20 protein-coding genes and 1 tRNA gene are annotated in these 26,369 nt (G+C 64.3%); 7 read left to right on the forward strand and 14 right to left on the reverse strand.

Going from position 1 to position 26,369, the window contains the following annotated elements; translation table 11 throughout:
* Positions 1-23: 23 nt before the first annotated feature.
* A complete protein-coding gene (locus DOD19_RS10375) occupies positions 24-1,703 on the forward strand; it encodes an L-lactate permease (protein WP_024976212.1) in 1,680 nt (559 codons plus the stop codon).
* 166 nt (positions 1,704-1,869) lie between these two features.
* Positions 1,870-3,702, forward strand: a complete 1,833-nt coding sequence (locus tag DOD19_RS10380; protein ID WP_112185351.1) for an ABC transporter ATP-binding protein — start codon at positions 1,870-1,872, stop codon at positions 3,700-3,702.
* A 3-nt stretch (positions 3,703-3,705) separates the two neighbouring features.
* Here DOD19_RS10380 and DOD19_RS10385 read toward each other — a convergent pair whose 3' ends face one another.
* The 8 genes from DOD19_RS10385 to DOD19_RS10420 form a co-directional block, all read right to left on the reverse strand.
* Positions 3,706-5,025: an MFS transporter gene (locus DOD19_RS10385; protein ID WP_112185353.1), complete on the reverse strand. Its 1,320-nt coding sequence runs from the start codon at positions 5,023-5,025 to the stop codon at positions 3,706-3,708.
* Between the two features lie 38 nt (positions 5,026-5,063).
* Entirely contained in the window at positions 5,064-6,446 is a 1,383-nt protein-coding gene (locus DOD19_RS10390; RefSeq protein WP_024976215.1) for an amino acid permease, read from the reverse strand.
* A gap of 260 nt (positions 6,447-6,706) precedes the next feature.
* The gene (locus DOD19_RS10395) at positions 6,707-7,252 is read right to left on the reverse strand and encodes a chromate transporter (RefSeq protein WP_204360048.1); all 546 of its coding nucleotides are present in this window, start codon (positions 7,250-7,252) and stop codon (positions 6,707-6,709) included.
* On the reverse strand, positions 7,234-7,812 hold the full coding sequence (locus tag DOD19_RS10400) for a chromate transporter (RefSeq protein WP_024976217.1): 579 nt from the start codon (positions 7,810-7,812) through the stop codon (positions 7,234-7,236). Before DOD19_RS10400 ends, DOD19_RS10395 begins: the two co-directional genes overlap by 19 nt.
* A 4-nt stretch (positions 7,813-7,816) precedes the next feature.
* A complete protein-coding gene (gene parC, locus DOD19_RS10405; protein ID WP_112185357.1) occupies positions 7,817-10,159 on the reverse strand; it encodes a DNA topoisomerase IV subunit A in 2,343 nt (780 codons plus the stop codon).
* A gap of 49 nt (positions 10,160-10,208) precedes the next feature.
* Positions 10,209-11,105, reverse strand: a complete 897-nt coding sequence (locus DOD19_RS10410) for a lytic transglycosylase domain-containing protein (RefSeq protein WP_112185359.1) — start codon at positions 11,103-11,105, stop codon at positions 10,209-10,211.
* 16 nt (positions 11,106-11,121) lie between these two features.
* A complete protein-coding gene (locus DOD19_RS10415; protein WP_024976220.1) occupies positions 11,122-13,107 on the reverse strand; it encodes a DNA topoisomerase IV subunit B in 1,986 nt (661 codons plus the stop codon).
* A gap of 172 nt (positions 13,108-13,279) precedes the next feature.
* Positions 13,280-15,190, reverse strand: coding sequence for an ATP-binding cassette domain-containing protein (locus tag DOD19_RS10420; RefSeq protein WP_112186001.1), 1,911 nt, complete (start codon positions 15,188-15,190; stop codon positions 13,280-13,282).
* Between the two features lie 173 nt (positions 15,191-15,363).
* Between DOD19_RS10420 and DOD19_RS10425 the strand changes: the two genes are divergently transcribed.
* Both DOD19_RS10425 and DOD19_RS10430 read left to right on the forward strand, forming a co-directional pair.
* Positions 15,364-15,570 carry a hypothetical protein gene (locus DOD19_RS10425; RefSeq protein ID WP_024976222.1) on the forward strand — a complete coding sequence of 69 codons (207 nt, stop codon included), beginning with the start codon at positions 15,364-15,366 and terminating at the stop codon, positions 15,568-15,570.
* A 464-nt stretch (positions 15,571-16,034) separates the two neighbouring features.
* Positions 16,035-16,946 carry an amino acid ABC transporter substrate-binding protein gene (locus DOD19_RS10430; RefSeq protein ID WP_112185361.1) on the forward strand — a complete coding sequence of 304 codons (912 nt, stop codon included), beginning with the start codon at positions 16,035-16,037 and terminating at the stop codon, positions 16,944-16,946.
* A gap of 60 nt (positions 16,947-17,006) precedes the next feature.
* Here DOD19_RS10430 and DOD19_RS10435 read toward each other — a convergent pair whose 3' ends face one another.
* Both DOD19_RS10435 and DOD19_RS10440 read right to left on the reverse strand, forming a co-directional pair.
* Positions 17,007-17,981 (reverse strand): Kdo hydroxylase family protein, encoded by a 975-nt coding sequence (locus DOD19_RS10435; protein ID WP_112185363.1) that lies wholly within the window; start codon positions 17,979-17,981, stop codon positions 17,007-17,009.
* Between the two features lie 131 nt (positions 17,982-18,112).
* On the reverse strand, positions 18,113-18,328 hold the full coding sequence (locus DOD19_RS10440) for a hypothetical protein (protein WP_024976225.1): 216 nt from the start codon (positions 18,326-18,328) through the stop codon (positions 18,113-18,115).
* A gap of 311 nt (positions 18,329-18,639) precedes the next feature.
* Here DOD19_RS10440 and DOD19_RS10445 point away from each other — a divergent pair.
* Positions 18,640-18,714, forward strand: a tRNA-Arg gene (locus DOD19_RS10445).
* Positions 18,715-18,825: 111 nt separating this feature from the next.
* Here the strand turns inward: DOD19_RS10445 and DOD19_RS10450 are convergent.
* Positions 18,826-19,014, reverse strand: coding sequence for a hypothetical protein (locus tag DOD19_RS10450; protein ID WP_012435166.1), 189 nt, complete (start codon positions 19,012-19,014; stop codon positions 18,826-18,828).
* A 499-nt stretch (positions 19,015-19,513) separates the two neighbouring features.
* On the opposite strand from DOD19_RS10450, the gene DOD19_RS10455 reads away from it, so the two are divergent.
* Positions 19,514-21,388, forward strand: coding sequence for a DEAD/DEAH box helicase (locus tag DOD19_RS10455; protein ID WP_112185365.1), 1,875 nt, complete (start codon positions 19,514-19,516; stop codon positions 21,386-21,388).
* Between the two features lie 218 nt (positions 21,389-21,606).
* Here DOD19_RS10455 and DOD19_RS10460 read toward each other — a convergent pair whose 3' ends face one another.
* Positions 21,607-22,905 carry an ergothioneine biosynthesis protein EgtB gene (locus DOD19_RS10460; RefSeq protein ID WP_024976227.1) on the reverse strand — a complete coding sequence of 433 codons (1,299 nt, stop codon included), beginning with the start codon at positions 22,903-22,905 and terminating at the stop codon, positions 21,607-21,609.
* 68 nt (positions 22,906-22,973) lie between these two features.
* Positions 22,974-24,020, reverse strand: a complete 1,047-nt coding sequence (gene egtD, locus DOD19_RS10465) for an L-histidine N(alpha)-methyltransferase (protein ID WP_112185367.1) — start codon at positions 24,018-24,020, stop codon at positions 22,974-22,976.
* A 516-nt stretch (positions 24,021-24,536) separates the two neighbouring features.
* Here egtD and DOD19_RS10470 point away from each other — a divergent pair.
* Positions 24,537-25,229: a TerC family protein gene (locus DOD19_RS10470; RefSeq protein ID WP_024976229.1), complete on the forward strand. Its 693-nt coding sequence runs from the start codon at positions 24,537-24,539 to the stop codon at positions 25,227-25,229.
* A gap of 1 nt (position 25,230) precedes the next feature.
* Here DOD19_RS10470 and DOD19_RS10475 read toward each other — a convergent pair whose 3' ends face one another.
* The gene (locus DOD19_RS10475) at positions 25,231-26,232 is read right to left on the reverse strand and encodes a threonine dehydratase (RefSeq protein ID WP_112185369.1); all 1,002 of its coding nucleotides are present in this window, start codon (positions 26,230-26,232) and stop codon (positions 25,231-25,233) included.
* Positions 26,233-26,369: the final 137 nt, after the last annotated feature.

Genomic DNA, 26,369 nt, shown 5'->3' on the forward strand with positions numbered 1-26,369 from the left:
CGCCCAAACAGGAGGAGATCAAGATGTGGAATCAAGTCTATGACCCGCTCGGCAGCGCCGTGTGGTCAACCTTAGCGGCCGGGATACCGGTTGCCGTGCTGCTGTGCTCGCTGGCGTTCTTCCATATGCAGGCCCATCTGGCGGCCGGGTTGGCGCTGATTGTCGGGGTGGGGATCGCCTCGTTCGTGTTCGGCATGCCGACCGCAATGGCCGGCAAGGCGGCAGGCCTCGGCATCATTTCGGGTCTGTTCCCGATTGGCTGGATCGTCCTGAACATCATCTTCCTGCACCGGCTCACCACCTTGAACGGGTCGTTTAAGGTCTTACAGAGCTCGATTTCCGGCATTACCGAAGACCGCCGCCTGCAACTGCTGCTGGTGGCATTCAGCTTTGGTGCCTTCTTTGAAGGCGCAGCGGGCTTCGGCACGCCGGTGGCTGTCACGGGCGCCATCCTGATCGGCCTGGGCTTCTCGCCGCTGGCCGCCTCTGGCCTGGCCCTGATCGCCAACACCGCCCCGGTGGCCTACGGCGCACTGGGCGCGCCGCTCATCGGGCTGGCCTCGGTCACGGGGCTGGACTTGCTGAAGCTGTCGGCCATGGTTGGCCGCCAGTTGCCGTTCTTCTCGGTGCTGGTGCCGTTCTGGCTGATCTGGGCGTTCGCGGGCTTCCGCGGCATGCTGCAGATCTGGCCGGCGATTCTGGTGGCGGGCGTGTCGTTCGCCATTCCGCAGTTCCTGGTGTCGAACTTCCACGGCCCGTGGCTGGTGGACGTGATTGCCGCACTGGTGTCGATGGGCTCGCTCACACTGTTCCTGAAGGTGTGGAAGCCCAAGACGATCTGGACCTCGACCGCCCTGCGCAACCGCGAGGACAACTCCCGCGTCGACCCCGAAGCCGCCGCCGAAGCGCGTGCCGCTACCAGCGCTGATGCCAATACCAAGATCACGCGCGTGCAGGCTTGGCTGCCGTGGGTGATCCTGACCGTGTTCGTGTTCATCTGGGGCATTCCGCAGTTCAAGGCGTTCGCAGACGGTCTGTGGCAATTCAAGTTCCCGATCCCCGGTCTGGACAAGATGGTGCTCAAGGGCCCGCCGGTGGTCGCGAAGGAGACCGCCGAAGGCGCGGTGTTCCTCTTCAATGTGCTGTCGATGGCGGGCACGGGCATCCTGGTCTCGGCCATCGTGGGCGGCCTGCTGATGGGCTACTCGGTGCCGCGCATGGTCAAGGAATACTGGAACACCATCAAGCTCACGCGCTATTCGCTGCTGACCATCTGCGCGATGTTCGGCATCGGCTATCTCACCCGCTATTCGGGCCTGGACGCAACGCTGGGCCTGGCCTTCGCCCACACCGGCGTGCTGTACCCGCTGTTCGGCACGATGCTGGGCTGGCTGGGCGTGGCGCTCACGGGGTCGGATACGGCCTCGAACGTGCTGTTTGGCGGCCTGCAGAAGACCACGGCCACGCAACTCGGCTTGTCGCCAATCCTCATGTCGGCAGCCAACAGCTCGGGCGGCGTGATGGGCAAGATGATCGACGCGCAGTCCATCGTCGTGGCCTCCACCGCCACCAAGTGGTACGGCCACGAGGGCGACATCCTGCGCTACGTGTTCTTCCACTCGCTGGCGCTGGCCTTCCTGGTGGGCCTGATGATCACCCTGCAGGCTTACGTGGAGCCGTTCACGCGGATTGTGGTGCACTAAGCGCCGCCTCCCGGATGAACAAGAAAGCCGCTCAACCGAGCGGCTTTTTTCATGGCGCGATGCGTCTCAAGAGCCGCCAGCAAGGGCACTTTCACGCGCGTATCATGGGCAGCTCTTCCGCGCACGTCCCGCCCTGGGGCGTCGGTCTCTTCTCCCTCGACCCGACATGCTGCTGCGCCGCCTGGAAAAGCTCATCGATCCGTTCCGTCCCCTGCCCGACACGCAGCCCCCGGCCAATGTCTGGCGCTTCTACGCGTACTTCCTGCGCGAAGTGCGCGGCGTCTTCGCATTCCTGCTGCTCGTTGGGTTGCTGGGCGCGCTGATCGAAGTCGCGCTGTTCGACTTCCTCGGCCGTATCGTCGACATGATCCAGGCAACACCCGGCTCAGCGTTCTTCGGCCGTCATCGCAACGAATTGCTGTGGATGGCCTTTGTGGCGCTGATCGCACGGCCGGTCATCTTCGGCCTGCACGACGTGCTCGTGCACCAGGTCATCAACCCGAACCTGTCGAACCTGATCCGCTGGCAGAACCACCGTTACGTGCTCAAGCAGAGCCTGACGTTCTTCCAGAACGACTTTGCGGGCCGCATTGCCCAGCGCATCATGCAGACCGGTTTCTCGCTGCGCGATTCCGCCGTGCAGTCGGTGGATGCGCTCTGGCATGTCGTGATTTACGCGATCAGCGCGCTGGTGCTGTTCGCCAAGGCCGACTGGTGGCTCGTGGTGCCGCTGCTGGTGTGGATTGGCTGCTACATCGCGGCCCTGAGCTACTTCGTGCCGCGTGTGAAGGCGCGTTCAGTTATCGCCACGGAATCGCGCTCCAAGCTGATGGGCCGCATCGTGGATGGCTACACCAACATCACCACGCTCAAGCTGTTCGCCCATACGCAGCATGAAGAAAGCTATGCGCGCGACGCCATGGCAGAACAGACCGACAAGACCCGCCTATCGGGCCGCATGATCAGCGGCATGGATTTCACCATTACGGCCATGAACGGCCTGCTGATCGTCGGCACGTCGGCGCTCGCGCTCTGGCTGTGGAGCCAGGGCCGCGTGAGCGCCGGCACCATTGCGCTGACCACGGGGCTGGTGATCCGCATCAACAACATGTCGGGCTGGATCATGTGGGTGGTCAACGGCATCTTTGAAAACGTCGGGCAGGTGCAGGACGGCATGCAGACCATCGCGCTGCCGCGCGCCGTGATCGATCAGCCCGGCGCCAAGCCGCTGCACGTGACGCGGGGCGAAGTGCGCTTCGAGCACGTGGGCTTTCACTATGGCAAGGGCAGCGGCGTGATCGAAGGGCTGGACCTCGTGGTGCACCCCGGTGAACGCATCGGCCTGGTCGGCCCGTCGGGCGCGGGCAAGTCGACGCTCGTGAACCTGCTGCTCCGGCTGTACGACGTGGAGCGCGGCCGGATTCTGGTGGACGGCCAGGACATTGCCGCCGTGACGCAGGAGAGCCTGCGCGAGCAGATCGGCATGGTCACGCAGGACACATCGCTGCTGCACCGCTCCATTCGCGACAACCTGCGCTACGGCAAACCCGACAGCACCGAGGCAGAGTTGTTGCAAGCGGTACGCCGTGCGCGTGCCGACGAATTCATCCCGCAGCTATCCGACGTGCAAGGGCGACGCGGCTTTGACGCGCTGGTGGGTGAACGTGGCGTGAAGCTCTCGGGCGGCCAACGTCAGCGCATTGCGATTGCGCGTGTGCTGCTCAAGGACGCGCCGATCCTGATCCTGGACGAAGCCACGTCAGCGCTGGATTCGGAAGTGGAAGCGGCCATCCAGGAAAGCCTGGAAACGCTGATGCAGGGCAAGACCGTGATTGCCATTGCGCACCGGCTCTCAACCATCGCGCGCATGGACCGGCTGGTGGTGCTCGACGGCGGCCGCATTGTCGAGAGCGGCACGCACGCCGAGTTGCTCGAACACGGCGGCCTGTATGCGCGGCTGTGGGCACACCAGACCGGCGGTTTCGTCGGGGTGGACTGAGCGTTACGAGAGGCGCCGGCCGAGGGTCTCGGGCACCATCGCCAGGCCGATCAGCGAGACCAGCCCGCAACCGATCACGTAGAAGGCCGGCGCGTTTGCATTGCCCGTGAGTTGGATCAGCTCGGTCGAGAAGAACTGGGCAAAGCCACCGAAGATGGCAATGGCAACGCAGTAGGCGATCGACAGCCCCGTGGCGCGCAGCCGCTGCGGCAGCACCTCGCTCACGAGCACCATCGACGCCGGCGAGGTCATCGACATCGGCACCGACAGGCAGCCGACCACGATCAGCAACCGGGCAAGCGATGGCTCAGCGTTGATGAGCGCGAAGGCCGGATAGATCATCGCCAGCAGCGCAACACGCGACCACAACACTACCCTGCGGCGCCCGATGCGGTCTGCCAGCCGGCCCGCAAACGGTGACAGCACCACCTGCACCAGCGCCGCAATGCACGCCGCCCAGATACCCAGCGACAGCGGCATGTGCAACACGCTCACGGCGTAATTGCTGAGGTAGTAGACGATGACGTACGTGGACGAAGCCACGCCGATCATCAGCAGAATGCTCGCCACCAGCGTGCGGCGGTGTTCGCGCAGCAGCGGCAGCGTTGCGTCGGCTTCGCGCGTGCTGTGCGGCGCGGCGGTTTCTTCGAGGCGCCGGCGGATAACCAGGCCGACCGGGATCACGAGAATGCCGATTACGAACGCGAGCCGCCAACCCCACGACTCCAGCGCCGCGGGCGCCAGCCGGTTGCTCAGCAGCAAGCCGACCAGCGCGCCGAACAGCGCTGCCAGCCCTTGGCTGAACGGCTGCCAGCTCGTATAGAAACCGCGCGAGCGGTCGTCGGCGTACTCCAGCAGCAGCGCGGTCGAAGCGCCCATCTCACCGCCGATGGCAAAGCCCTGCACGAGCCGTGCAAGCACGACGAACATGGGCGCGAGGATGCCAATCTGGGCGTAGGTCGGCGTGACAACGAAGATCAGCGACGACAGGCCCATCAGCCACAGCGTGAGGGCCACGGCGGGCTTGCGGCCTGCGCGGTCAGCGTACATGCCGATCAGCAGGCCGCCAAGCGGACGCATCAGGAAGCCGACGCCGAACGTGGCGAACGACATCAGCAACTGGCCGGTGGCGTTGCCGACCGGGAAATACAGCCGGCCGATCAGCGTGGCGAAGAAGCTGTAGACCACGAAGTCATAGAACTCCAAGCCGTTGCCGATGGTGATGGCGGCAATGGCGCGCGTGCGCGACAGCGGTTGCGCCGGTACTGCCGCATGCGCGCCGTCGCGGCCAGCGTACGACGGCGCGGTGGTGTGGTTCGACATGGGTTGTCTCCGAAACTCGCTTTCTTGGGCGGCCGGGCTCACGCCCCGCTTGCCTCTTCAGCCAACACGGCTGCGGCGTTGGGCTTGACGCGCACATACCACGCGGCCGACATGAGCAGCACCCAGCCTGCGCCGACGTACAGCGCCACGCGGGTGTCTTCCATGTAGCCCAGCACGCCGATCACGAACAGCATGAACGCGATGGCAAGCGCCGGCCCGACAGGCCACAGCGGCACCTTGAACTTGAGCGCACGCACTTCTTCGGCTGACAGACGCCGGCGCATGGCCACCTGCGAGAGCAGGATCATCAGCCAGACCCAGACGGTGGCGAACGTGGCGATCGACGCGATGATCACGAAGACGTTCTCGGGAATCAGGTAGTTCAGCACCACGCCGCCCAGCAGCGCACCGGCCATGAACAGCACCGTCACCCAGGGCACGCCGTGGCGGGAGGTGGCCGCAAAGATGCGCGGCGCCTGGCCCTGCTCGGCCATGCCGTACATCATCCGGCCCGCGCCGAAGATGTTGCTGTTGATGGCCGAAATGGCCGCCGAGATGACGATGAGGTTCAGGATCGCCGCCGCAGACTGGATGCCCAGCCCCGAGAATATCTGCACGAACGGGCTGCCCTGGCCGTCGATGCCCGTCCACGGGAAGATCGCCATCAGCACACACATGGTCAGCACGTAGAACAGCAGGATGCGCGCCGGCACAGCATTGATGGCCTTCGGGATGACCTTGTCGGGGTTCTGCGCTTCACCGCCGGTAATGCCGATGATCTCGACGCCGCCGTACGCAAACATGACCACGGCAAACGACGCAATGAGTCCGCCCACGCCATGCGGCAGGAAACCGCCATGCGACCAGAGATTGCTGAGGCCGGACGCATGCTCGCCGTTCATCTTCACGCCGAGGAACAGGATGACGGTGCCGCCGACGATCATGGCGCCGATCGCCACGATCTTGATGAGCGCGAGCCAGAATTCCATCTCGCCGAACACCTTGACGTTGCACAGGTTCAGGCCGCAGATGAGCATGACGATGCCGAGCACCCAGATCCATTGCGGCACCTCGGGAAACCAGAAGCCCATGTAGATGCCGAACGCCGTGACGTCAGCCAGGCAGACGATCACCATCTCGAGGATGTACGTCCACCCGGTCAGAAAGCCGGCGAGTGGACCGAGGTTGTCGCGCGCATAACGGCCGAAAGAACCGGAGACCGGCTGGCGCACCGCCATCTCGCCTAGCGCGCGCATGACCATGTAGACGGCCGCACCGCCGATGATGTACGCGAGGATCACGGCCGGCCCGGCCAACTGGATGGCCGAAGCGGACCCGTAGAAAAGGCCCGTGCCGATGGCCGAACCGAGCGCCAGAAAACGGATATGCCGCGCGCGCAGGTTGCGTTGAAGGTGTTCCAAACTGTCTCCTCTTTATGTCGGCGAGGTTGCCTGCGGGGCCCGTACAGACTTGACGCGCAGGTCGAGCGGATGCGAATCGATATACAGACAACATCGCGTAAATATATATGTTGTTGTATATACATCATCAACGGCATTGGGGTATTCCCGAAGGAAAGCGGGGCCGGTATCTACGGCAAGCGCGCAAAGAAAAAGGCGGACTTTCGTCCGCCTTGGATTCGCTTGCGGTGAACGCCGCGCAGCCGGTGCGACTGAGGGCGCTACACCCAGCCCATGCCACCAACCAACGCCCCCAGCCCTACCAGCACCAGCGGGTGGACGCGGGTGAAGGTGCAGGCCACGACCGTCGCGACGGTCAGCGCGACGGTGCTGAAGCTGCTGTCTGCCCCCCGGGCAAGCACCCAGCCGGTGGAGAACAACAGGCCGATCGTCAGCGGTGCGAGGCCACGGCGGACCAACGCGATCCAGCGCGCGTCGGGCTTGCGGTCCATGACGCGCGCGATGACGGCGGCGATCACGCACGACGGCCCGCAGATGCCAACCAGCGATGCGACTGCACCGCCCAGACCCGCCGCCTGCCAGCCGAACAGTTCCACGAACAACACGTTGGGCCCGGGTGCCGCCTGCGAGATGGCATACATGGCGCTCAACTGCTCGCTCGTCATGTAGTGCCGCGTATCGACCAGAAAACGATGCATGTCGGGCAGCGTCGAACTGGCCCCGCCGATGGCGAGAAACGACAGCACCAGAAAGTGCCAGAATAGATCGAAGACGGTGGTGAGGTAGCTCATCGCATCGCCCTCCATTCGAGCAGGAGGGCAAGCGGGATCAGCACCAGCATCACGGGAAGCAGCGGCCACTGCAGCACGCCGATGGTGAGGACGACCGCCAGACCGATGCAGACGGCACGCCAGGTGCGCGACTGGCCCTGCGCCAGCTTGACGGCGGTTGAAAGCACCAGCCCCGCCGCCACCGCTGCCATGCCCTTGAGCAGGTTCTGCACCAAAGGCAGCGCGCTGAATTGGTCGTACAGCATGACGATCAACAGCAGCAGCACGGCAGGCGTGAGCACAAGGCCGCCCATTGCGGCCGCGGCGCCACGCACGCCGTGGTACCGATAGCCGAGCATCACCGACAGGTTGACGACATTCGGACCGGGCAACACCTGCCCGAGACTCAGCAGCTCGGCGAACTCGGTGTTGGATAGCCAGCGGTTGCGATCCACAATGCCGGCACGCGCGAACGGCAGCACGCCGCCAAAGCCCGACAGCCCCATGCGCGCAAACTCGGTGAAGAGTTTGCGGCACGAGGGAACGTTTGCGTCTGTCGCCGAAGCCGCATCAGGCGGGGCGTGCGGATCGCTCATCAGATCAGGCAGCTGCCGGTGCCGGTTTCGGCAGGGAGAGCTTCGGATCGCGCAGTTTGGGCTCCAGCGTCTTGCCCTTGCGTGCGCGCTTGCCTGCGTACGGCTCTTGCGCGCGGGTCGTCAGGCTCTGTTCGACGGCCTTGCCGCCGCGTGGGCCAGTGCCCGAGAGCACGAAGCCCGCCGCACCGAAGGCCAGCGCCTGGAGCAGCGTTTCGTTCTTCTCCAGCTCCATCAGGATCACGCCACGGCCACCGCTGGCGAGCGTCTTCAACTCGCTGATCTGGAACAGCAGCATGCGGCCGCCTTCCGACAGGCACGCCACGCCATAAGCGTCAGCCGGCACCGGCGCCGGTTTATTGGGCTGGTCGCCCTCGTCCAGCGTCAGGAACGCCTTGCCGGCCTTCTGGCGGCCGACCATGTCGCCCACCTTGGCGAGGAAGCCGTTGCCGCCGCGCGTGGAAATCACCAGATTCTGTTCGGCGTGGCCCGCGAACGTGTGGGCGATATGCGTGCCCGGCGTGAGTTCGATCAGCGTCGTCAGCGGCACACCATCGCCACGGCCGCCCGGCAGGTTGGCCACCGCTACGGAATAGACGCGACCCGTGCCCTTGTCGTCGCGCGTGCCGAAGATCAGCAGCGCGTCGGTAGTACGGCATTCAAACGTGTCGTACAGCGTGTCGCCTGCCTTGAAGCCGAATTGCGTGGCGTCGTGGCCGTGGCCCTGGCGCGTACGCACCCAGCCCTTCTGCGAGACGATCACCGTGACGGGTTCATCGACGACCTTCACTTCGGCGGCGGCACGGCGCTCTTCCTGAATGAAGGTGCGGCGGTCGTCGCCATATTGCTTCGCGTCGGTCTCGATCTCCTTGATGATGCGACGGCGCATCATGGTCTCGGACTTCAGCAGCACGTCCAGCTCGCCCTGTTCTTCGCGCAGGTTCTTCAATTCCTGCTCGATCTTGATGGCTTCCAGGCGTGCGAGCTGGCGCAGGCGGATTTCCAGGATGTCTTCGGCCTGACGGTCGCTGAGGTTGAAAACCTGGATCAGCGCGGCCTTGGGGTCTTCGCTCTCGCGGATGATGCGGATCACATCCTCGATGCGCAGCAGCACCAGCTGCCGCCCCTCGAGGATGTGGATGCGGTCTTCCACCTTGCCCAGACGATGGCGCGTGCGGCGCGTGACCGTGGCAAAGCGGTAGGCGATCCATTCGCGCAGGATCTCCGCCAGCCCCTTCTGACGCGGGCGGCCATCCGTGCCGATCATCACGAGGTTGATGGCCGCGCCCGACTCCAGCGACGTATGTGCCAGCAGCGTGTTGGCAAATTCCTGCTGGTCGATGTTCTTGCTCTTGGGCTCGAACACGAGGCGCACCGGCGCGTCCTTGCCCGACTCATCGCGCACCGCGTCGAGCAGACCCAGCATGGTCTGCTTCATGGTGAGCTGATCCGGCGACAGCGACTTCTTGCCCGTGCGCACCTTCGGATTCGTCAGCTCTTCAATCTCTTCCAGCACCTTCTGCGACGAGGTGTTGGGCGGCAATTCGTTCACCACGAGTTGCCACTGGCCGCGCGCGAGTTCTTCGATCTTCCAGCGCGCGCGCACCTTCAGGCTGCCGCGACCGCTCTCATACACCTGCGCAATGTCGGTTGCAGACGAGATGATCTGACCGCCACCCGGGAAGTCCGGCCCAGGCATGTACTGCATCAGATCGGAGCTGGTGAGCTTGTCGTCGCGAATGAGCGCCACGGTGGCGTTCGCCACTTCGCGCAGGTTGTGCGACGGGATCTCCGTGGCCATCCCCACCGCAATGCCCGATGCGCCGTTAAGCAGCACGAACGGCAGGCGCGCCGGCAGCAGCTTCGGCTCGTCCATCGAACCGTCGTAGTTGGGGATGAAGTCGACCGTGCCCTGGTCCAGCTCTTCGAGCAGCAGACGCGAGATGGGCGTGAGGCGCGCTTCGGTGTAGCGCATCGCCGCCGCACCGTCGCCATCGCGCGAGCCGAAGTTGCCCTGCCCGTCGATCAGCGGGTAACGCAGCGAGAAATCCTGCGCCAGGCGCACCAGCGCGTCGTAGGCGGATTGATCGCCGTGCGGGTGGTATTTACCGAGCACGTCGCCCACCACGCGCGCCGATTTGACTGGCTTGGCATCGGAGCGCAGGCCCATCTCGTGCATCGCAAACAGGATGCGGCGCTGCACCGGCTTCTGGCCATCGGCCACCTCGGGCAGCGCGCGGCCCTTGACCACGCTGATGGCGTAGTCGAGATAGGCGCGCTCGGCGTAGGCGCCAAGCGTGAGCGCTTCGGCCGGCTCGCTGGGGTCGAAGAGGATGTCTTGTTGTTCCATGGAGGCTCAAGCGAAAGCGGCGCGCTTCAACGTTGCGGCGCCGCCGGGATCAATGTTGGGGGATGTTCGTGGCCACGCCGGTGGCCGGGTCCAATACGAGTTCGATGCGTGCGGGCCGGCCCGTACGGCCTGGCTTGCGCGTGGCGATGACGCCGTTGGCGCTCACATTCATCAACCCGGGCACGGCGGCGACCGGGTTGTAGTAACGATAGAACTGCAGCACCGTCTTCACGTAGTTCTGGGTCTCGGCGTAGGGCGGAATGTCGTTGCCGTGCTTCTGCACCGCGCCTTCGCCGGCGTTGTAGGCGGCCAGCACGAGTTCAAGGTTGCCCGAGAACATGCGCAGCAGATCGCTCAGGTAACGCACGCCGGTGGTGATATTCGTTTTCGGGTCGGCCAGCTTCTGTGCGGCCGTGCGGCGGGCGTCGCCGGTCACGCCGTAGCGCGCGCCGGTATCCGGAATCACCTGCATGAGCCCGATTGCGCCCTTGGGCGACACGGCCTGCGGGTTGAAACCGGATTCGGCGGCAATCACGGCCTTCACCAGCGCGGGGTCGATACCGTGCTTGCTGGCGGCCTGGCGGATCAGCGGCTCCACCGTCGGCACGTTCGGATGCTGCAACACCGCGCGCACCAGACGCTGGCGCATGCCGCCGGCGTTGTCGAGTGCATCGCGCTTGCTGGCGTTGAGGTAAGCATCGGCATCGGGCAGCTCGGTTGCCGGCAGGGCGATGGCGCTGTCGTCCTTGTTGCCGTCCTTATCGTCGCCCTTGCTCGCCACTGCGGCGCCCTTCATGAAGAGCACGTAGCGATCGTCCAGGCGTTCCGCAGCGAAGTGCGCGAGGCCGTTTTCATCGATGTAGCCGTAGACGTCCGCGCGCACCGGCTGGCTGGCCAGGAGGGCCAGCGCCGTCAATGCGAATGCGAAACGTGCGAAAAGCTTCATCGTTGTCGGTCAGCGGTCAAATGTCGGCTTCGACTTCGTTGCCGCGCGCTTCCAGCCACGTGCGTCGCGCGCCGGCTTCGCCCTTGCCCATCAGCATGTTCATCATGTTGATGGTCTGGTCTTGACCCAGTTCGCCCAGCGCCACGGGCAGCAGGCGGCGCGTGTCGGGGTTCATGGTGGTTTCCCAGAGCTGCTCGGCGCTCATTTCGCCCAGGCCCTTGAAGCGGGAGATCTGCCAGGCGCCTTCCTTCACGCCGTCCTTGCGCAGCTTGTCTTCAATGGCTTCCAGCTCGCCGTCGTCCAGCGCGTAGAGCTTCTGCGCGGGCTTCTTGCCGCGCGCAGGGGCATCGACACGATACAGCGGCGGCCGGGCCACGCATACGTTCCCGCGATCGATCAGTTGCGGGAAGTGCTTGAAGAACAACGTGAGCAGCAGCACCTGGATGTGCGCGCCGTCCACGTCAGCATCGGACAGGATGCAGATCTTGCCGTAGCGCAGGCCCGACAGGTCGACCGTATCGTTCGGCCCGTGCGGGTCGACGCCGATGGCGACCGCAATGTCGTGCACTTCGTTGTTGGCGAACAGGCGGTCGCGTTCGGTTTCCCACGTGTTGAGCACCTTGCCGCGCAGCGGCAGGATGGCCTGGAATTCCTTGTCGCGGCCCATCTTGGCCGACCCGCCAGCGGAGTCACCTTCCACCAGGAAGAGTTCGTTGCGGGTAACGTCATCGGACTCGCAATCGGTCAGCTTGCCGGGCAGCACGGCAACGCCCGAGCCCTTCTTCTTCTCGACCTTCTGCGCGGCACGTGTACGCGCCTGCGCTTGCTTGATGACGAGTTCGGCCAGTTTCTTGCCGTGCTCAACGTGCTGGTTCAGCCACAGCTCCAGCGCCGGACGGCTGAAGGTGGAGACCAGCCGCACCGCGTCGCGGCTGTTCAGGCGTTCCTTGATCTGGCCCTGGAACTGAGGGTCGAGCACCTTGGCCGACAGCACGAACGAAGCGCGCGCAAACACGTCTTCGGACATCAGCTTGACGCCCTTGGGCAGGAGCGCATGCATCTCGACAAAGCTCTTCACGGCCTGGAACAGGCCTTCGCGCAAACCGGATTCGTGCGTGCCGCCCGCGGGGGTCGGGATCAGGTTGACGTATGACTCACGTACCGGAGAGCCCTCTTCCGTCCAGGCCACCACCCACGAAGCGCCTTCGCCGAAGGCAAAACCTTCTTCGCCGAGCTTGTCGGGGTCGGCAAAGTGTTCGCCTTCAAACAGGGGGATCACCGGCTCGGCACCGCTGCCCTGTGCGAGCGATTCGACCAGATAGCCGCGCAGGCCCTGGTCGTATTGCCATTCGAGCGTCTCGCCGGTTTTTTCCAGCGTAAGGCTGACCTTCACGCCCGGCAGCAGCACGGCCTTGCTGCGCAGCAAGCGCTGCAGCTCGGCCTGCGGGATGTTCTCGGAATCGAAATACTTGGCGTCCGGCCACGCGCGCACGCGTGTGCCGCTCTTCTTCTCGCCGCGTTCGGCCTTGCGGGTGGTCAGCGGCTCGATCACGTCGCCACCGGAGAATGCGAGCGTCGACACATTGCCGTCGCGCCAGACCGTCACTTCCAGGCGCGTCGACAGCGCGTTCGTGACCGACACACCCACGCCGTGCAGGCCGCCGGAGAACGCGTATGCGCCGCCGCGGCCCTTGTCGAACTTGCCGCCGGCATGCAGGCGCGTGTAGACGATCTCGACCACCGGCACGCCCTCTTCGGGATGGATGCCGACAGGAATACCGCGCGCATCGTCTTCCACGCTCACGCTGCCGTCCTTGTGCAGCGTCACGGCGATCAGCTTGCCGTAGCCGCCCAACGCCTCGTCAGCGGAGTTGTCGATGACTTCCTGCACGATGTGCAGGGGATTGTCGGTGCGCGTATACATGCCCGGCCGTTGCTTGACCGGTTCCAGGCCCTTGAGGACCTTGATCGACGATTCGCTGTATTGGGAGGTTTTGCTCATGGAAGGCGGAAAAACTGACCAGGCTTGGGTCTGTCCCCAAGCACCGGGAATGCAGCGCGCATTGTAAAGGAAGCCGTCCTCAACAATGCGGAGGGATCGTCAGCGTTGGGATGCGACCCGAAACCCACATCCGGTCGACATCCCGCTGACATATTGCGTGGTTACTGCGGCGTCACACCGTGCCGGCGCGCTTGGCTTCGAGGGCTTCCCATCGCTCCAGCGCCTCCAGCAGTTCCAGTTCGATGGCTTCGTGGCGCTCGGCGAGCTTCTGCGCGCGCTCCGGGTCGCGGCCGTAGATCGTGCCGTCTTCCAGTTCGCCGCCGACCTGCTTTTGCTCAGCCTCCAGCGCCTCGATGGTGGCGGGCAACGCGTCGAGTTCGCGCTGCTCCTTGTAGCTGAGCTTGACCGTGGCGCGCTCGCGCGGCTTGGCCGCCTCGGGTTTCTTCTCTTCGGCGACGGGCCTGGCGGCTTGCGCCATCCGCGCCGCGCGCGCAGATTGCGTCTGCCAATCGGAGAACCCGCCCACGTATTCGCGCCAACGGCCCTCGCCCTCTGCCGCAATCACCGAGGTGACGACGTTGTCGACAAACGCGCGATCATGCGAGACCAGGAATACGGTGCCGCTGTATTCCTGCAGCAGCTCTTCCAGCAGTTCAAGTGTGTCGATGTCCAGATCGTTGGTCGGTTCGTCGAGCACCAGCACGTTGGCCGGACGGGCAAACAGGCGCGCCAGCAGCAGCCGGTTGCGCTCGCCTCCCGACAGCGAGGCCACCGGCGAGCGCGCACGCTCGGGCGGGAAGAGGAAATCGCCCAGATAGCTCATCACGTGCTTGCGCTGACCGTTGACTTCGATCCAGTCGCTGCCCGGGCTGATGGTGTCGGCAAGCGACCGGTTCAGATCCAATTGCGCGCGCATCTGGTCGAAGTACGCCACCTGCAGGTTGGTGCCGTTGCGCACCGTGCCCGAATCGGGAGCCAGTTCGCCGAGAATCAACTTCAGCAGCGTGGTCTTGCCGACCCCGTTGGCGCCGAGAATCCCCACCTTGTCGCCGCGCAAAATCGTGGCGGTGAAGTTGTCAACGACGGTTTTGTCGCCATAGCGCTTGGTCACGTCGATCAGCTCGGCGACGATCTTGCCCGAGCGATCGCCCTGCGAGACCTCCAGCTTGACGTTGCCCTGCACCTCGCGGCGCACCTGGCGTTCCACACGCATCTGTTCCAGCCGCGCAACGCGGCCGACACTGCGTGTGCGGCGCGCTTCCACACCCTTGCGGATCCACACTTCTTCCTGCGCGAGCAGTTTGTCGAAGCGGGCGTTTTCCAGGGCTTCGGCGTCCAGCTCCTGCGCCTTGCGCGTCTGATACGCCGTAAAGTTGCCGGGGTACGAACGCAGCTTGCCGCGATCGAGTTCGATGATGCGCGTGGCGACACGGTCGAGGAACGCGCGATCGTGCGTGATAAACAACACGCTGCCGCGGAACGCCAGCAGCAAATCTTCGAGCCAGCGAATGGAGTCGTAGTCGAGGTGGTTGGTCGGCTCGTCCAGCAGCAGGATGTCGGGCGCACCCACCAGCGCCTGCGCGAGCGCCACACGCTTGGTCAGGCCGCCCGACAGCGAACCGATGCGCGCGCCCGGCTGCAGGCCCAACTGGGCGATGGTCGTTTCCACACGCGTACGCAGCTGCCAGGCGTCTGCGGCTTCCAACTGCGATTGCAACGCCTGCAGCTTGTGCAGCGCGTCTTCATCGTGGGAATCGCCCATCGACGTGATCAGCGCTTCGTATTCAGCAAGCAAGCCGGCGGCATGCGGCACACCCATCGCCACGGCTTCGGCCACGGTCTGCTCCGGGTCGAATTCGGGTTCTTGCGGCACATAGGCCGACGTCACGCCGCTCTGGCGAGCAATCAAGCCGTCATCCGGCGAGGTCGTACCCGCCACGATCTTGAGCAGCGACGACTTGCCGGTGCCATTGCGGCCGATCAGGCCTATGCGCTCGCCAGCCTCCAGCGAGAAGTCGGTGTGGTCGAGCAGCGCCAGGTGGCCGAACGCCAGTTGCGCATCGGTAATGGAAAACAGGGCCATGCTGGAGTGAGAAGGAGGCAGGCCGCGTGCGGCCGGAAGGCGCGTATTGTAGTCGCCCCGCGTGTCGTCCACCGGCGGCATTGCGCTTGCAGATGCCGGTGCTATAACGCTTGTGCCGCCGGACTCTCTTTTTCCGGCCGCGCCATCCATACCGTTACGGAAGGGGAACGACGATGCGCGGACTATTCGGGCTGTTGATCATCTTGATCGTGGCAGGCATTCCGGTGCGGCAGATCTTGCTGCGAACCGGCTTCTCACAGTGGTGGACGCTGCTTGTGCTGGTACCGGTGGTGAACCTGGTGGCGCTGTGGATTTTCGCGTTCTCGAACTGGCCGCGGCAGTCGTCCCAGCCGGGCAGCGTTCTTCCCAACCAGAACTAGGAAACAAGCGCACCAAAGAAAAACGGCCCGCTTTCGGCGGGCCGGAAGAGTCTCTCCTCGATGCCTTGCGAACAAGACATGGCCGGAGCATAGCGCCCCTCGTCTGTCTCGGGCAGTCGGGACAAACCCGGTAGGGAAAAACGCCTAACGCTAGGCGCGGTGCGGCTTCGCACCGCAGCAACGCATGCACGGCTCGGGCATGCACCGCGGGGAGTCCACCGCACCGGCCGGACGGCTGAGACGGTGCGTCGCGCACGCCACGTGTGCGCAATGCACCACTGCAAGGCAATCGCCACGCGTCGGCTTTTAGAGGGCGGGGTCCAGTCTTGCAGCCTGCTTACAACACCAAAAAAGCACGGGCCTGCAGGTTGCAACGTCGCGCCGTATCATGCGGCAGGCCCTCCGGCCACGAGCCGGGCATAACGATAAAGTGGGCCGCCGATTCTTTCCCGGGGGATACAACCATGCCGTTCTTCACGCGCGCGCTGCAGGCTGCGGCGCTGCTCTTCGCTTCGCTATCCAGTGCTGTACCGGGCACGGCTGTGGCCTCCTCCACGCCGGTGCTCGACCGCATCCGCGACACGGGCACCGTCCGCGTCGCCTATCGCGAAAGCTCCGTGCCCTTCTCGTTCTACGACGCCGATAAAAAACCCGTCGGCTATGCCGTCGACCTGTGCCTGCGCGTGGTCGACAAGCTGCGCACGGACCTCAAGCGCCCTGACCTGAAAGTGCAATATGTGATGGTCACGCCTTCGACGCGGATGCCGGCCATCATCGAAGGCAAAGCCGACCTCGAATGCGGCTCGACCACCAATAACCGCGAACGCCGCGAGAAAGTGGCATTCACGATCCCGCACTACATCGCGGGCATCCGCATGATCGTCAAGACTTCGTCGGGCATCCGCAGGTGGGACGACCTGCGCGGCAAGACCGTCGTCACCACCAAAGGCACCACCAGCGTGGCGGAACTGCGCAAGATGAACGACGTCCGCGTGCTGAATATGAAGTTTCTCGAAGCCAAGGACCACGCTGAATCCTTCGCGATGGTCGAAACCGGCAAGGCTGACGCCTTTGCGATGGACGACGTGCTGCTCTTCGGCTTCCGCGCCAACACCAAGACGCCAAGCGACTACGCCGTCGTCGGCGACATGCTGACGGTCGAGCCCTACGCGATCATGCTCAGCAAGGACGACGCCGAATTCAAGCGCCTCGTCGATCGCGCGATGACCAACATCATCCTCGACTACGACGCCGACAAGCTCTACAAGAAGTGGTTCCAACAACCGATTCCGCCGCACAGCGCGAAGCTGGATATCCCGATGAGCTTCCTGCTGCGCGACTCGTTCAAGTACCCGAGCGACAAGGTCGCCGATTGAACGTAATGGTGTGATCGCGCAACGCCGCCGTGCAGTCAGGCGGCGTTTTGCTTTGCGCAGTCAGCGCTGGGCCGGCAGCATCGGCTTGTTGAGCATGCGCGACAGGACAGCTTCGGGCGAATGGGTGCGATCGGCAATGGCCGCTGGGTCAAGATAGAAAGTCTGTTCCATCATCGCGCGGCCGCGCATCGCCGCATGCAGCGCCTGATCGCTGAAGACCACCCAAGTCGCACCCGGAGCAAATTCGAACGTCTGTTGCGGTGCCCCGCGCTGATAGACCAGGTCGGCCTTCGCGAGATCGTGCAGCTGCAGCATGCGGTGGTCGTATTCGGAGCGTGGGCGCTTGGTGATATGCAGCTTGTGCATCAGCCACGATTGTCCCGGGAGCATCCCCCGCGTTTTCGGCACAAACCGCTGGGCGAAGTCGGCAAAGGGCTCGCCGATGCGCCAGACGCGCGAGGCATCCGGATCGACATTGTGGAACACACGCAATAGGCGCTGGCCGTGCAGCGGGTTCGACGGGAATGCGTCGACGTGCAGACGCGTGTCGTCCTTGCGCCAACTGACCGGCCGCCCGGCAATCTCGGCCGGCCGCAACGACGTGCCGGCTCGCTTCAAATGCGGGGCGTAGTCGGGAAACAGCGTCAGCACGAGGCGCTCGGCAGCATCGGCGTAACGCAGAATCAAGGTAGCGAGATCGCCCAGATCGGCGGGCTGCCCGACGGCGCCGCGCACGCGGGATTCGTTCGCGCGCAGGTTGATGTTCTTCGTCTTGCCGTCAGACCAGCGCGCATCGAGAAACCGCTGCTCCCGGGCATCAAGTGGGAAATCGAGCGCCGGAAAATGCAGCACATTACCGCGCTCCAACGCGGACCGCATGGCTGCCGCCTCATCAGACGTCACCACTGGTGACCATTCACGCACCGGCCATGGCACCACCATGTCGATGACAGGCGGCGCAGCGACGGCTCGCTGTCTGGAATGATGGTTGCGCGCCGGCGGTGTGGCGGGTGCAAACCCTTGCATACTTCCCATGAACTTATCAATCGCTTACGTAAATATTTGCGAATGATAGAGCGCTCACCACCTCAGTGCATCGTCAGGCAACACAACACAGCATGTCTTACGACATGTGCCGAGGTGCTTGCCGGCGCGGGAAGCGGATTTCAGAGAAAGTGCTTGACGACCTGCTCTTCCAGGCCGACAAAGCGCACGAGCTGGCGTGAGCCGTCAGGAAATTGCTTGATGACGTGGCCGTCGGGGGTATCGGTGTGACGGAAATAGATCGGTCGATCGATCGTCCCGGGCCGATGCTTGGGAAGCAGGCTTTCCAGCGACGGCTCCACCGTCCACGGATCGTCCCGTTCTTCGGATGTCAGCATGTTGGTCGCCTAGGGGGTTCTGGAATAGGTGAGAAAGCATAACTTCCGTGAACAACCCTGGAAAGTTCGTAATACTTAAATCTGATTCTTTGACCGATCGTTCGTTCGCTTTAGCGTTTGCCCCATCACAAGAACGCCTTGACTGTGGGCGGCAACCTACAAAACCCATGGCGTCATCATCGTTTCACATGGCATCGGTAACTGCTGCCGACGCAGCCTGGCGCTCCCGCGGCTCACTGGTCTTGGCTCTGCAAATTGCGTAGAATCGCGGCTCGCTCGGGCGGCCGTTGGCGTCACCCGGGAGTCGGTCACTCGCCGTAGCACAATGGATAGTGCACGCGCCTCCTAAGCGTGAGATACAGGTTCGATTCCTGTCGGCGGGACCAGCAGATGCGACAAAGCTAGGCAACACGCCTGGCTTTTGTTTTTTGCCCGCACAAAACAACGAGGCCCGCCACACGCGGGCGGGCCTATGGCTGCGGATGGCCCCGGGCCATCTAGGTCAGCACCGGCAGCGCTTCGAGCACGAGCAGCCCGATCAGCACCCCGATAATCGTCAGCAGCACGCGAATCCCTACTCGCGCACCTCGGATCACCAGCGGCGCAGAGGCCAGTCCGATCACACCCGCAACGCAAACGGCGAGCAACAGGTACAGGTTGGAGAAGGCCATCGGGAATTCCATCATCCGCCCCTTTCCGGCTATGAGCATGGCCGGTCTTTTGAGTATAGGCCGCGCGCTCGATCCGGCAAGCGTCGGTGCCGGCACATACATCAATATCACTAGCATTTTTGCGCACTGCAAAAATTCGTGCTATAGTCCGTGACTTGGCTGCTTACTGCCGTATTTTTCGGTCCGCGGTTGGCCGATGTGCTGGTTTCAGACCGGCGCGCATCGTCCGAATCCCCGCCCGTTGCATGCATGCGCAGCCGATTGCCATTGTGCTTGGCATCGTCTCCGATCTCCCGCGTGGATTCACATCACGCCGAAGGGACCGCCGCCCCACCTCGCTGACCTGTTCAGCTTGAGGCCGGCCCATTCCCCCGCCTGTCCGTTCTGCAGCCCGTCTGTCGAACCGGCCTTATCCGATTGGCGCCGACGCCCGTGATTAACCGGTCGCCGTATCCCATTTCCGCTGTCTGCATCCGTTGATGTAGCGGCGCGGCAGCCTTACTACCTATTCGACATGACGCAGCCTCAAGACGGCAGCGGCGCTATTGCGCACGCTGAAACCAGCAACACCAATACCGAAAACCTCGTCGCCGAAGCCGCGACCCGTGCTAGCGCCTTTGCTGCACTGGGCTTGGACGACCGCATCGTCCGTGCGCTGGGCGAAGTGAACTACATCACCCCGACGCCGGTTCAAGCGCAAGCCATTCCGGCCTGCCTGTTGGGCCGCGACCTGCTGGTCACGAGCCAAACCGGTTCGGGCAAGACCGCCGCATTCATTCTGCCGGCCATCCAGCGCATCAGCGAGCAGCCTGAGCCGCAGCGTCCGCGCATGGACGGCCCGCCGCAACGCATGAAGGGTCGCCGCCCCCGCCCGGCACCTGCCAAGCCGTCGCTGCTGGTGCTCACGCCCACGCGTGAACTGGCCCTGCAAGTGACTACCGCCACCGCACAATACGGCCGCCATCTGCGCCGCATCGTCTGCGCGAGCATCCTGGGCGGCATGCCCTACCCGAAGCAGCTCGACATGCTGGCACGCATGCCGGACATCATCATCGCCACGCCTGGCCGCCTGCTCGACCACATCGACTCGGGCCGCATCGACCTGTCGGCACTCAACATGCTCGTCTTTGACGAAGCCGACCGCATGCTGGACATGGGCTTCTCGGATGACATCGAAGCCATCGTCGGCGCCACGCCCGCCACGCGCCAGATGCTGATGTTCTCGGCCACCATGGACCGCCGCATCGAACAACTGGCCGAGCGCATGATGCGCGAGCCGCAGCGTATCGAAATCGCCACCGCGAAGATCGACCAAAGCAACATCGAAGAGCGCCTGCACTTCACCGACGACATGTCGCACAAGCAGCAGTTGCTGGATCACCTGCTGCGCGACGCGTCGCTCAAGCAAGCCATCGTCTTCACGGCGACCAAGCGTGATGCCGACTCGCTGGCCGAGCGCCTGACCGAGCACGGTTTCTCCGCCGGCGCCTTGCATGGTGACATGCACCAGGGCGCGCGTAACCGTACGCTGACGGCTCTGCGCCGCGGTCAGTTGCGCGTGCTGGTGGCCACCGACGTGGCCGCCCGCGGCATTGACGTGCCGGACATCACGCACGTGGTCAACTTCGACCTGCCCAAGCAAGCTGAAGACTACGTGCACCGCATCGGCCGTACGGGCCGTGCCGGCCGCAGCGGGATCGCCATCAACCTGGTGAACCACAACGACACGTTCCAATGGCGCCGTATCGAGCGCTTCGTTGATCGCCGCATCGACGCATCGGTTGTCGAGGGCCTGGAGCCGAAGCGCTCGGCCAAGCCCCGCACTGGCGGCCCGCGTGCCGGCGGCGACCGTGGCGGCTACCGTGGAAACGGTGGCAATGGCGGCGGTTATCGCGGCCAGCGTGAAGGCTTCGGCGCGCGCCAAGGCGGCAACGGGGGCAATGGCGGTAACAGCGAAGGCCGCCTCCAACGCAGCTTCGGCGGCGACCGCGACGGCTTTGCTCCGCGCCGCGATGATCGCAACGGCAACAGCAACAGCAACAGCGGCGGCTACCAAGGCGCCCAACGCGAATGGAACCGCGACGACCGCGCCCCGCGTCAGTCGTATGGCCAAGGCCAGCAAAACCGTGGCGACTGGCAACAACGTCCCGCACCCGCACGCACGCAAGGCTCGCAAGACGGCAACCGTAGCTACGGCAACAGCGCGGGCACCAGCAACGGCGGCGGTTATGGCAATCGCGATGGCAACCGTGAAGGCGCCCCGCGTCGCTTCGGCGACAACAACGGCGCCAGCCGCTTCGGCGACGGTGGCAACGGCGCTCAGCGTCGCAGCTATGGCAACCGCGACAGCTACGGCAGCAAGGGCCGTCCGCGCGATTTCGATCGTTGATCGATAAAGGGCCATCTCCTCTGGATGGCCTTAGCGGGCAACCAACAAAAAACCCCACGTCTAACAGCGTGGGGTTTTTGCTTCTTGGGCAACGCCGGTTAATCGCAGTTGGACTTACGAGAAGACACCTGCGAGGCTTTTTCTGATGCTCATCGCGCGACTTGTTGTGTGAGCGCCGCAGGCAACAAAAACCCTCGCCGAAGCGAGGGTTGCGCTCGTCAAAGCGCGCAGGTCCGGAAGCCGACAAAAACGTCATCGCGTTCCGGCAGCAGGAAGCCCCGGAAACGCGGGTGACGCGTGCGCTGCGGCGTATGTACGGCAGCGCCTCGTACCGCCTGCATCGTCATGAAATGCGGTGCCGACAAGCTCGCCACCCGGCCGCGCGGCATGCCCGGTACGAAATCCGGATACGGCTCGAACGGCGACGACGTCCACTCCCACACCTGCCCCCAATGAAAGCCAGCCCTACCCTGCACCGCGGCCATCTCCCATTCGTCTTCAGTCGGTAAGCGACGGCCGGCCCAGCGGCACCACGCCTGGGCTTCGTACAGGCTCACATGGCGCACCGCTTCATCGCGGTTGATCGTACGCGCCTGACCGTAGCGCAGTGCCTGCCAGGTACGCGTGGCGGGATCGCGCTGCCAACCGAGCGGCGCCGAACGCTCCTGCATCATCAGCCACTCCATGCCGGCCGGCGACCACCACTGCGGATGATCGTAACCACGGTCTTCGATGAACTCCAGGTATTGGCCATTCGTAACCGGCTGCGCATCGATCTCGAACGCGGGCACATACGTGCGGTACGGCGGACACTCATTGTCGAAGAAGAAACCGTCGGCGTCTGGCCAGCCCATCTGGAAACGGCCGCCGGGCAACGACAATGTCTGCGCAGCCGGCACGGCCACGGCGGCCAGCGGAGGCTGTCCAGCGGGTTGCAGGCCTAGGACCTGCAGCAGCCCGTGCAGATGTTCGGCGCGCAGGTCTTCGTGGAACACCGCCCAGCGGAACGGTTCCAGCGCCGCGTCGTCGTCGGTGCCCAGCGTGGCGAGCTTGCGTAGCACGCGGTCGAGCACGCCATGCGCGTACTGCTTGATCGCGGCGATGCCGGGCAGCGTCAGGTCCCAGCATGCCTCTGGAGGCATGCGATCCATGTCGAAGAACGTGTCGGCGCCATCAAGCGCGGCGGGCAACGTGGCCTGCCAGAGCGCCAGATCCCACTCGGTGCCAGCGCCGTCCTCGATGGTATCGCTGCCGTTGCGACGCGGCTCGCGCAGGCACCAGAACTCTGCAAACCAGGCCAGTTGGCCCAGCGTCCAGAGCGGTGGGGCATGATGCTCCACGCGTTCAATCTGCCAGCCGCGCTGCGTATCGCCAAACGCCGACAACAACGCCAGCGTGCGATTGCGGGCGTCGACCAGGCTGTGCGCGATGCCCTGGCGCGGCAAGCGGCGGCCGTCGGTCCAGTCGGGAAGCGATCCGATGAAGGTCGGATCGGGGAGCATGAAGAATTCAGCCATCGCGGCAAACCTCGGGCGGGAATCGATCCATTATCGCACCGGCCTGCTTGGCGTTCCGCCGCCCCCGTCTAACGGCCTACGCTCGCGTGACAGACGGCAAAGTCGCTGCCGGCATCGGTCCAGGCATGCAGATCTTCGAAACCGGCATCGGCAAACATCGCTTGCAGACTCGGCAGGTCGTATTTGACGGAGTTCTCGGTGTGCACGCGTTCGCCGGCGGCGAAGGTACGCGCGTGCTTGCCCCATTGCACCGTTACATCGCGGAGTGCTTCCAGGTGCATCTCAACGCGATGCGCCTCCGCGCGGTACAGCGCGACATGGCGCCAATCCCGCACGTCGAAATTTGCGCCCAGGAGGCGATTCAGGTTGCACAGCACGTTCAGGTTGAACGCCGCGGTCACACCAAGCGGATCGTCGTAAGCGGCTTCGAGCCGTTGGGCGTCTTTGATAAGGTCGATGCCGATCAGCACGCTGTCGCCAGGCGCGGAAGCCTCGTGCAGGCGTGAGAGAAATGCCCTCGCCTCTTCCGGCGTGAAATTGCCAAGGCTCGAACCGGGGTAGAACCACACGCGGCGCCCATCGCCAACGGCATCGGGCAACACCAGCGGCGCACACAGGTCGGCGCCAATGCCGACCATCGGCAATTGCGGATGCTGACGCGCAAGCCCCCGCAGCGTATCGCGCAGAAAATCCGCCGAGATGTCGATCGCCACATAACGCGACGGCGCGAGCGTGCGGAACAGCCGTGCAGCCTTTTCGCAATTGCCGGCGCCTAGGTCGATCAACGTGGCGCCGCGGCCCACGCGCATCGCGATCTCGGCCGCGTGCAGGCTGAAGATAGCGGCTTCGGTGCGGGTCGGGTAATACTCAGGCAAGTCGGTAATCGCTTCGAACAGACGCGAGCCGAGGGCGTCGTAGAAGAACTTCGGGCTGATACTGGCCGGGCGTGAGAGCAGCCCGGCTTCCGCCTCGGAACGCAACGCGGCATCGTCTTCCGTAAAGAGCTGGTAGAAAGTCAGGCCCGCGCCAACGGCGTCAACCGTAGGCTGCGGCTGAATCAGACGGGCCAGTGCGCGGCGGGCATAGGCATCGGCGGACGGCTTGGTGGCCTGCATGGTGTCTCCCGTTGTGGGTGGAACGGCACGGTGCTGCATGGTCATGAGGGCCATTGACAGCGAGAAATGTGCCATCGCGCCTATGCCATCACCGCACGCTGATGGCGCACGGATGAAATTGCAGCGTAGACGCCGCTTTGTGACAGCGCCACCGTTCTTTCGCCGGAGGCCGCCACAACACGGCATCGCGCCAATCGTAAAAATCACCCGCGCCGCTGAAAAAATCACGCACACCGTGCTGGTAGGCCGATGTTGCGTTTTTGCAGCGCACAATCCGCCCGCCGCGATATAATGCGGGCTTCCTCAAAGGGGAGTAGCTCGGGGGTTCTTCAGCCCCAGGCACGATCGTCATGACGAAGCACACGCTTCCGGTCGTGCCGGCACCAGCAGGTTCCCAACCTGTTCGTGTCGAGCAAGACCTTTGCAACCGGATTTCATGGTCTGCAAAGCGTCTCGCCCCAGCACTCCATGCAGTTCGGTCAACCGATTTTTATTGTTGTTTGACTTGGAGCCACCATGGAATGGTTGTCTGACATCTTCACCATGCAGTTTGCTGCCGCGCTGGCATCGATCATCGTGATCGACCTTGTGCTTGCGGGCGATAACGCCATCCTCATCGCGCTGGCAGCGCGCAACCTGCCGCCCGAGTTGCAGAAGAAGGCCATCATGTGGGGCGCCGCGGGCGCCATAGTCGTGCGCGCGCTCATGACGCTGGCGGTGGTATGGCTGCTGAAGATTCCGGGCCTGATGCTGGTGGGCGGTCTGGCGCTGGTGTGGATCGCGTGGAAGCTTCTGGCCGACGACGGCCAAGGCGGCGATGAACACGGCGCGGGCAGCACCACGCTGATCGGCGCCATGAAGACCATCATCATCGCCGATGCAGTGATGGGCATCGACAACGTGCTCGCCATTGCCGGTGCATCGCATGGCAGCTTCCTGCTGGTGGTGCTGGGTCTGTTGATCAGCGTGCCGGTCGTCGTGTGGGGTAGCGGCGTGGTACTGCGCCTGATCGAACGCTTCCCGGTCATCATCTACGGCGGCGCCGCTGTGCTGGCTTATACGGCCGCGCACATGATCGTGGCCGAACCGGTTCTCAAGGCGTTCTTTGCCCCACAGCCGCCGCTCAAGTGGGCAGTGTATGTGGTGGTGTTCCTGGTGGTGCTGGGCGGAGGTTGGCTGGTCCAACGTCGCCGCCAACAACCCGCCTAAACTAAGCCAGGATGGGCTGACCGGCGAGCACACGCGCCAGCTTGGCGCGATCAATGTTGCCGCCGGTCAGCGGCAGGCCGATGCGCTGGCCAACAATCCGCTCCCGCTGCTGCCATGCACCCGCAAGGGCTGCGGCCGCGGCGCCCTCCGCCACGTTGTGCGTGGTGGAAAAGTACAGGCGAATGGCCTCCGCCACTTCGTCATCCGTCACCGCAATGATCTCTTCGACGCCGGCTCGGATCACCTCAAGCGCGTTCGCGTCCGGCGTGCGGCACGCCAGCCCGTCGGCGAGCAACGTCGACACCGGCGCCGACACCACGGTACCGCTTGCAAACGACTGCTCGTAGCACCGGGCATGTGCTGACACAACGCCGACAATGCGTGTCGACAGCCCCAACGCATCGCGGGCCCGCACCGCCGCGCAAATCCCCGAACCCATGCCGATCGGCACGTAGACCACATCCAGCGGCGTGGCCTCAAGAAACTCCAGCCAGTAGCTCGCCACCCCGACGACCAGATCGTCGTGATACGAGGGCACAAAGTGCAAGCCACGTTCACCGGCTAATTGATCGGCGAACTCGCGGCTCGCCTGGAAGTCATCGCCCGCTTCAATGAGCTCTGCGCCAAGTGCGCGCATGGCGGCGTTCTTCTCCACGCTATTGCCGTGCGGCACGACGATGGTGACGGCCAGGCCATTGCGGCGCGCCGCCAATGCAATCGACTGACCATGATTGCCGCGCGTCGCCGCAATCACACCAAGCACGTCCGGCTCACGTTGGCGCAAGGCATACAGATAAGTCAGCCCGCCTCGCACCTTGAACGCGCCCACTTCGGTGTGGTTTTCATGCTTAACCCACACCACCGCCCCCACGGCTTGCGCCAGAAGCGGCCAACAATACTGCGGGGTCGGGGGAATCACCGCATGGACCAATTCGGCGGCTGCGCGCAGATGGCGCAATTCGGCGGCACGGGTGGCCGAAGCGGAGGTAGCTATGGACGACACGCTGTTTCTCCAGCAGACAGTTGAAAGCGATGTCGCGATCTTGCCAGCCTTGCCTGCCCCGCAACATCGACAATTCTGCGCTTTATCGACCCGACCGTGCCGCCCGTCCGACCGGGCCAGTTTCCAGACACTGCCGG

This window comes from Ralstonia sp. GX3-BWBA (assembly GCF_003290055.1).
Taxonomy (GTDB): Bacteria; Pseudomonadota; Gammaproteobacteria; order Burkholderiales; family Burkholderiaceae; genus Ralstonia; species Ralstonia holmesii.

Excerpts from the sequence above, each read along its gene's own strand:
- DOD19_RS10375 (WP_024976212.1), top strand. The coding sequence starts at position 24 with ATGTGGAATCAAGTCTATGACCCGCTCGGCAGCGCCGTGTGGTCAACC.
- DOD19_RS10380 (WP_112185351.1), top strand. The coding sequence starts at position 1,870 with ATGCTGCTGCGCCGCCTGGAAAAGCTCATCGATCCGTTCCGTCCCCTG.
- DOD19_RS10385 (WP_112185353.1), bottom strand. The coding sequence starts at position 5,025 with ATGTCGAACCACACCACCGCGCCGTCGTACGCTGGCCGCGACGGCGCG.
- DOD19_RS10395 (WP_204360048.1), bottom strand. The coding sequence starts at position 7,252 with ATGGAGGGCGATGCGATGAGCTACCTCACCACCGTCTTCGATCTATTC.
- DOD19_RS10400 (WP_024976217.1), bottom strand. The coding sequence starts at position 7,812 with ATGAGCGATCCGCACGCCCCGCCTGATGCGGCTTCGGCGACAGACGCA.
- parC (WP_112185357.1), bottom strand. The coding sequence starts at position 10,159 with ATGGAACAACAAGACATCCTCTTCGACCCCAGCGAGCCGGCCGAAGCG.
- DOD19_RS10410 (WP_112185359.1), bottom strand. The coding sequence starts at position 11,105 with ATGAAGCTTTTCGCACGTTTCGCATTCGCATTGACGGCGCTGGCCCTC.
- DOD19_RS10415 (WP_024976220.1), bottom strand. The coding sequence starts at position 13,107 with ATGAGCAAAACCTCCCAATACAGCGAATCGTCGATCAAGGTCCTCAAG.
- DOD19_RS10420 (WP_112186001.1), bottom strand. The coding sequence starts at position 15,190 with ATGGCCCTGTTTTCCATTACCGATGCGCAACTGGCGTTCGGCCACCTG.
- DOD19_RS10425 (WP_024976222.1), top strand. The coding sequence starts at position 15,364 with ATGCGCGGACTATTCGGGCTGTTGATCATCTTGATCGTGGCAGGCATT.
- DOD19_RS10430 (WP_112185361.1), top strand. The coding sequence starts at position 16,035 with ATGCCGTTCTTCACGCGCGCGCTGCAGGCTGCGGCGCTGCTCTTCGCT.
- DOD19_RS10435 (WP_112185363.1), bottom strand. The coding sequence starts at position 17,981 with ATGGGAAGTATGCAAGGGTTTGCACCCGCCACACCGCCGGCGCGCAAC.
- DOD19_RS10440 (WP_024976225.1), bottom strand. The coding sequence starts at position 18,328 with ATGCTGACATCCGAAGAACGGGACGATCCGTGGACGGTGGAGCCGTCG.
- DOD19_RS10450 (WP_012435166.1), bottom strand. The coding sequence starts at position 19,014 with ATGATGGAATTCCCGATGGCCTTCTCCAACCTGTACCTGTTGCTCGCC.
- DOD19_RS10455 (WP_112185365.1), top strand. The coding sequence starts at position 19,514 with ATGACGCAGCCTCAAGACGGCAGCGGCGCTATTGCGCACGCTGAAACC.
- DOD19_RS10460 (WP_024976227.1), bottom strand. The coding sequence starts at position 22,905 with ATGGCTGAATTCTTCATGCTCCCCGATCCGACCTTCATCGGATCGCTT.
- egtD (WP_112185367.1), bottom strand. The coding sequence starts at position 24,020 with ATGCAGGCCACCAAGCCGTCCGCCGATGCCTATGCCCGCCGCGCACTG.
- DOD19_RS10470 (WP_024976229.1), top strand. The coding sequence starts at position 24,537 with ATGGAATGGTTGTCTGACATCTTCACCATGCAGTTTGCTGCCGCGCTG.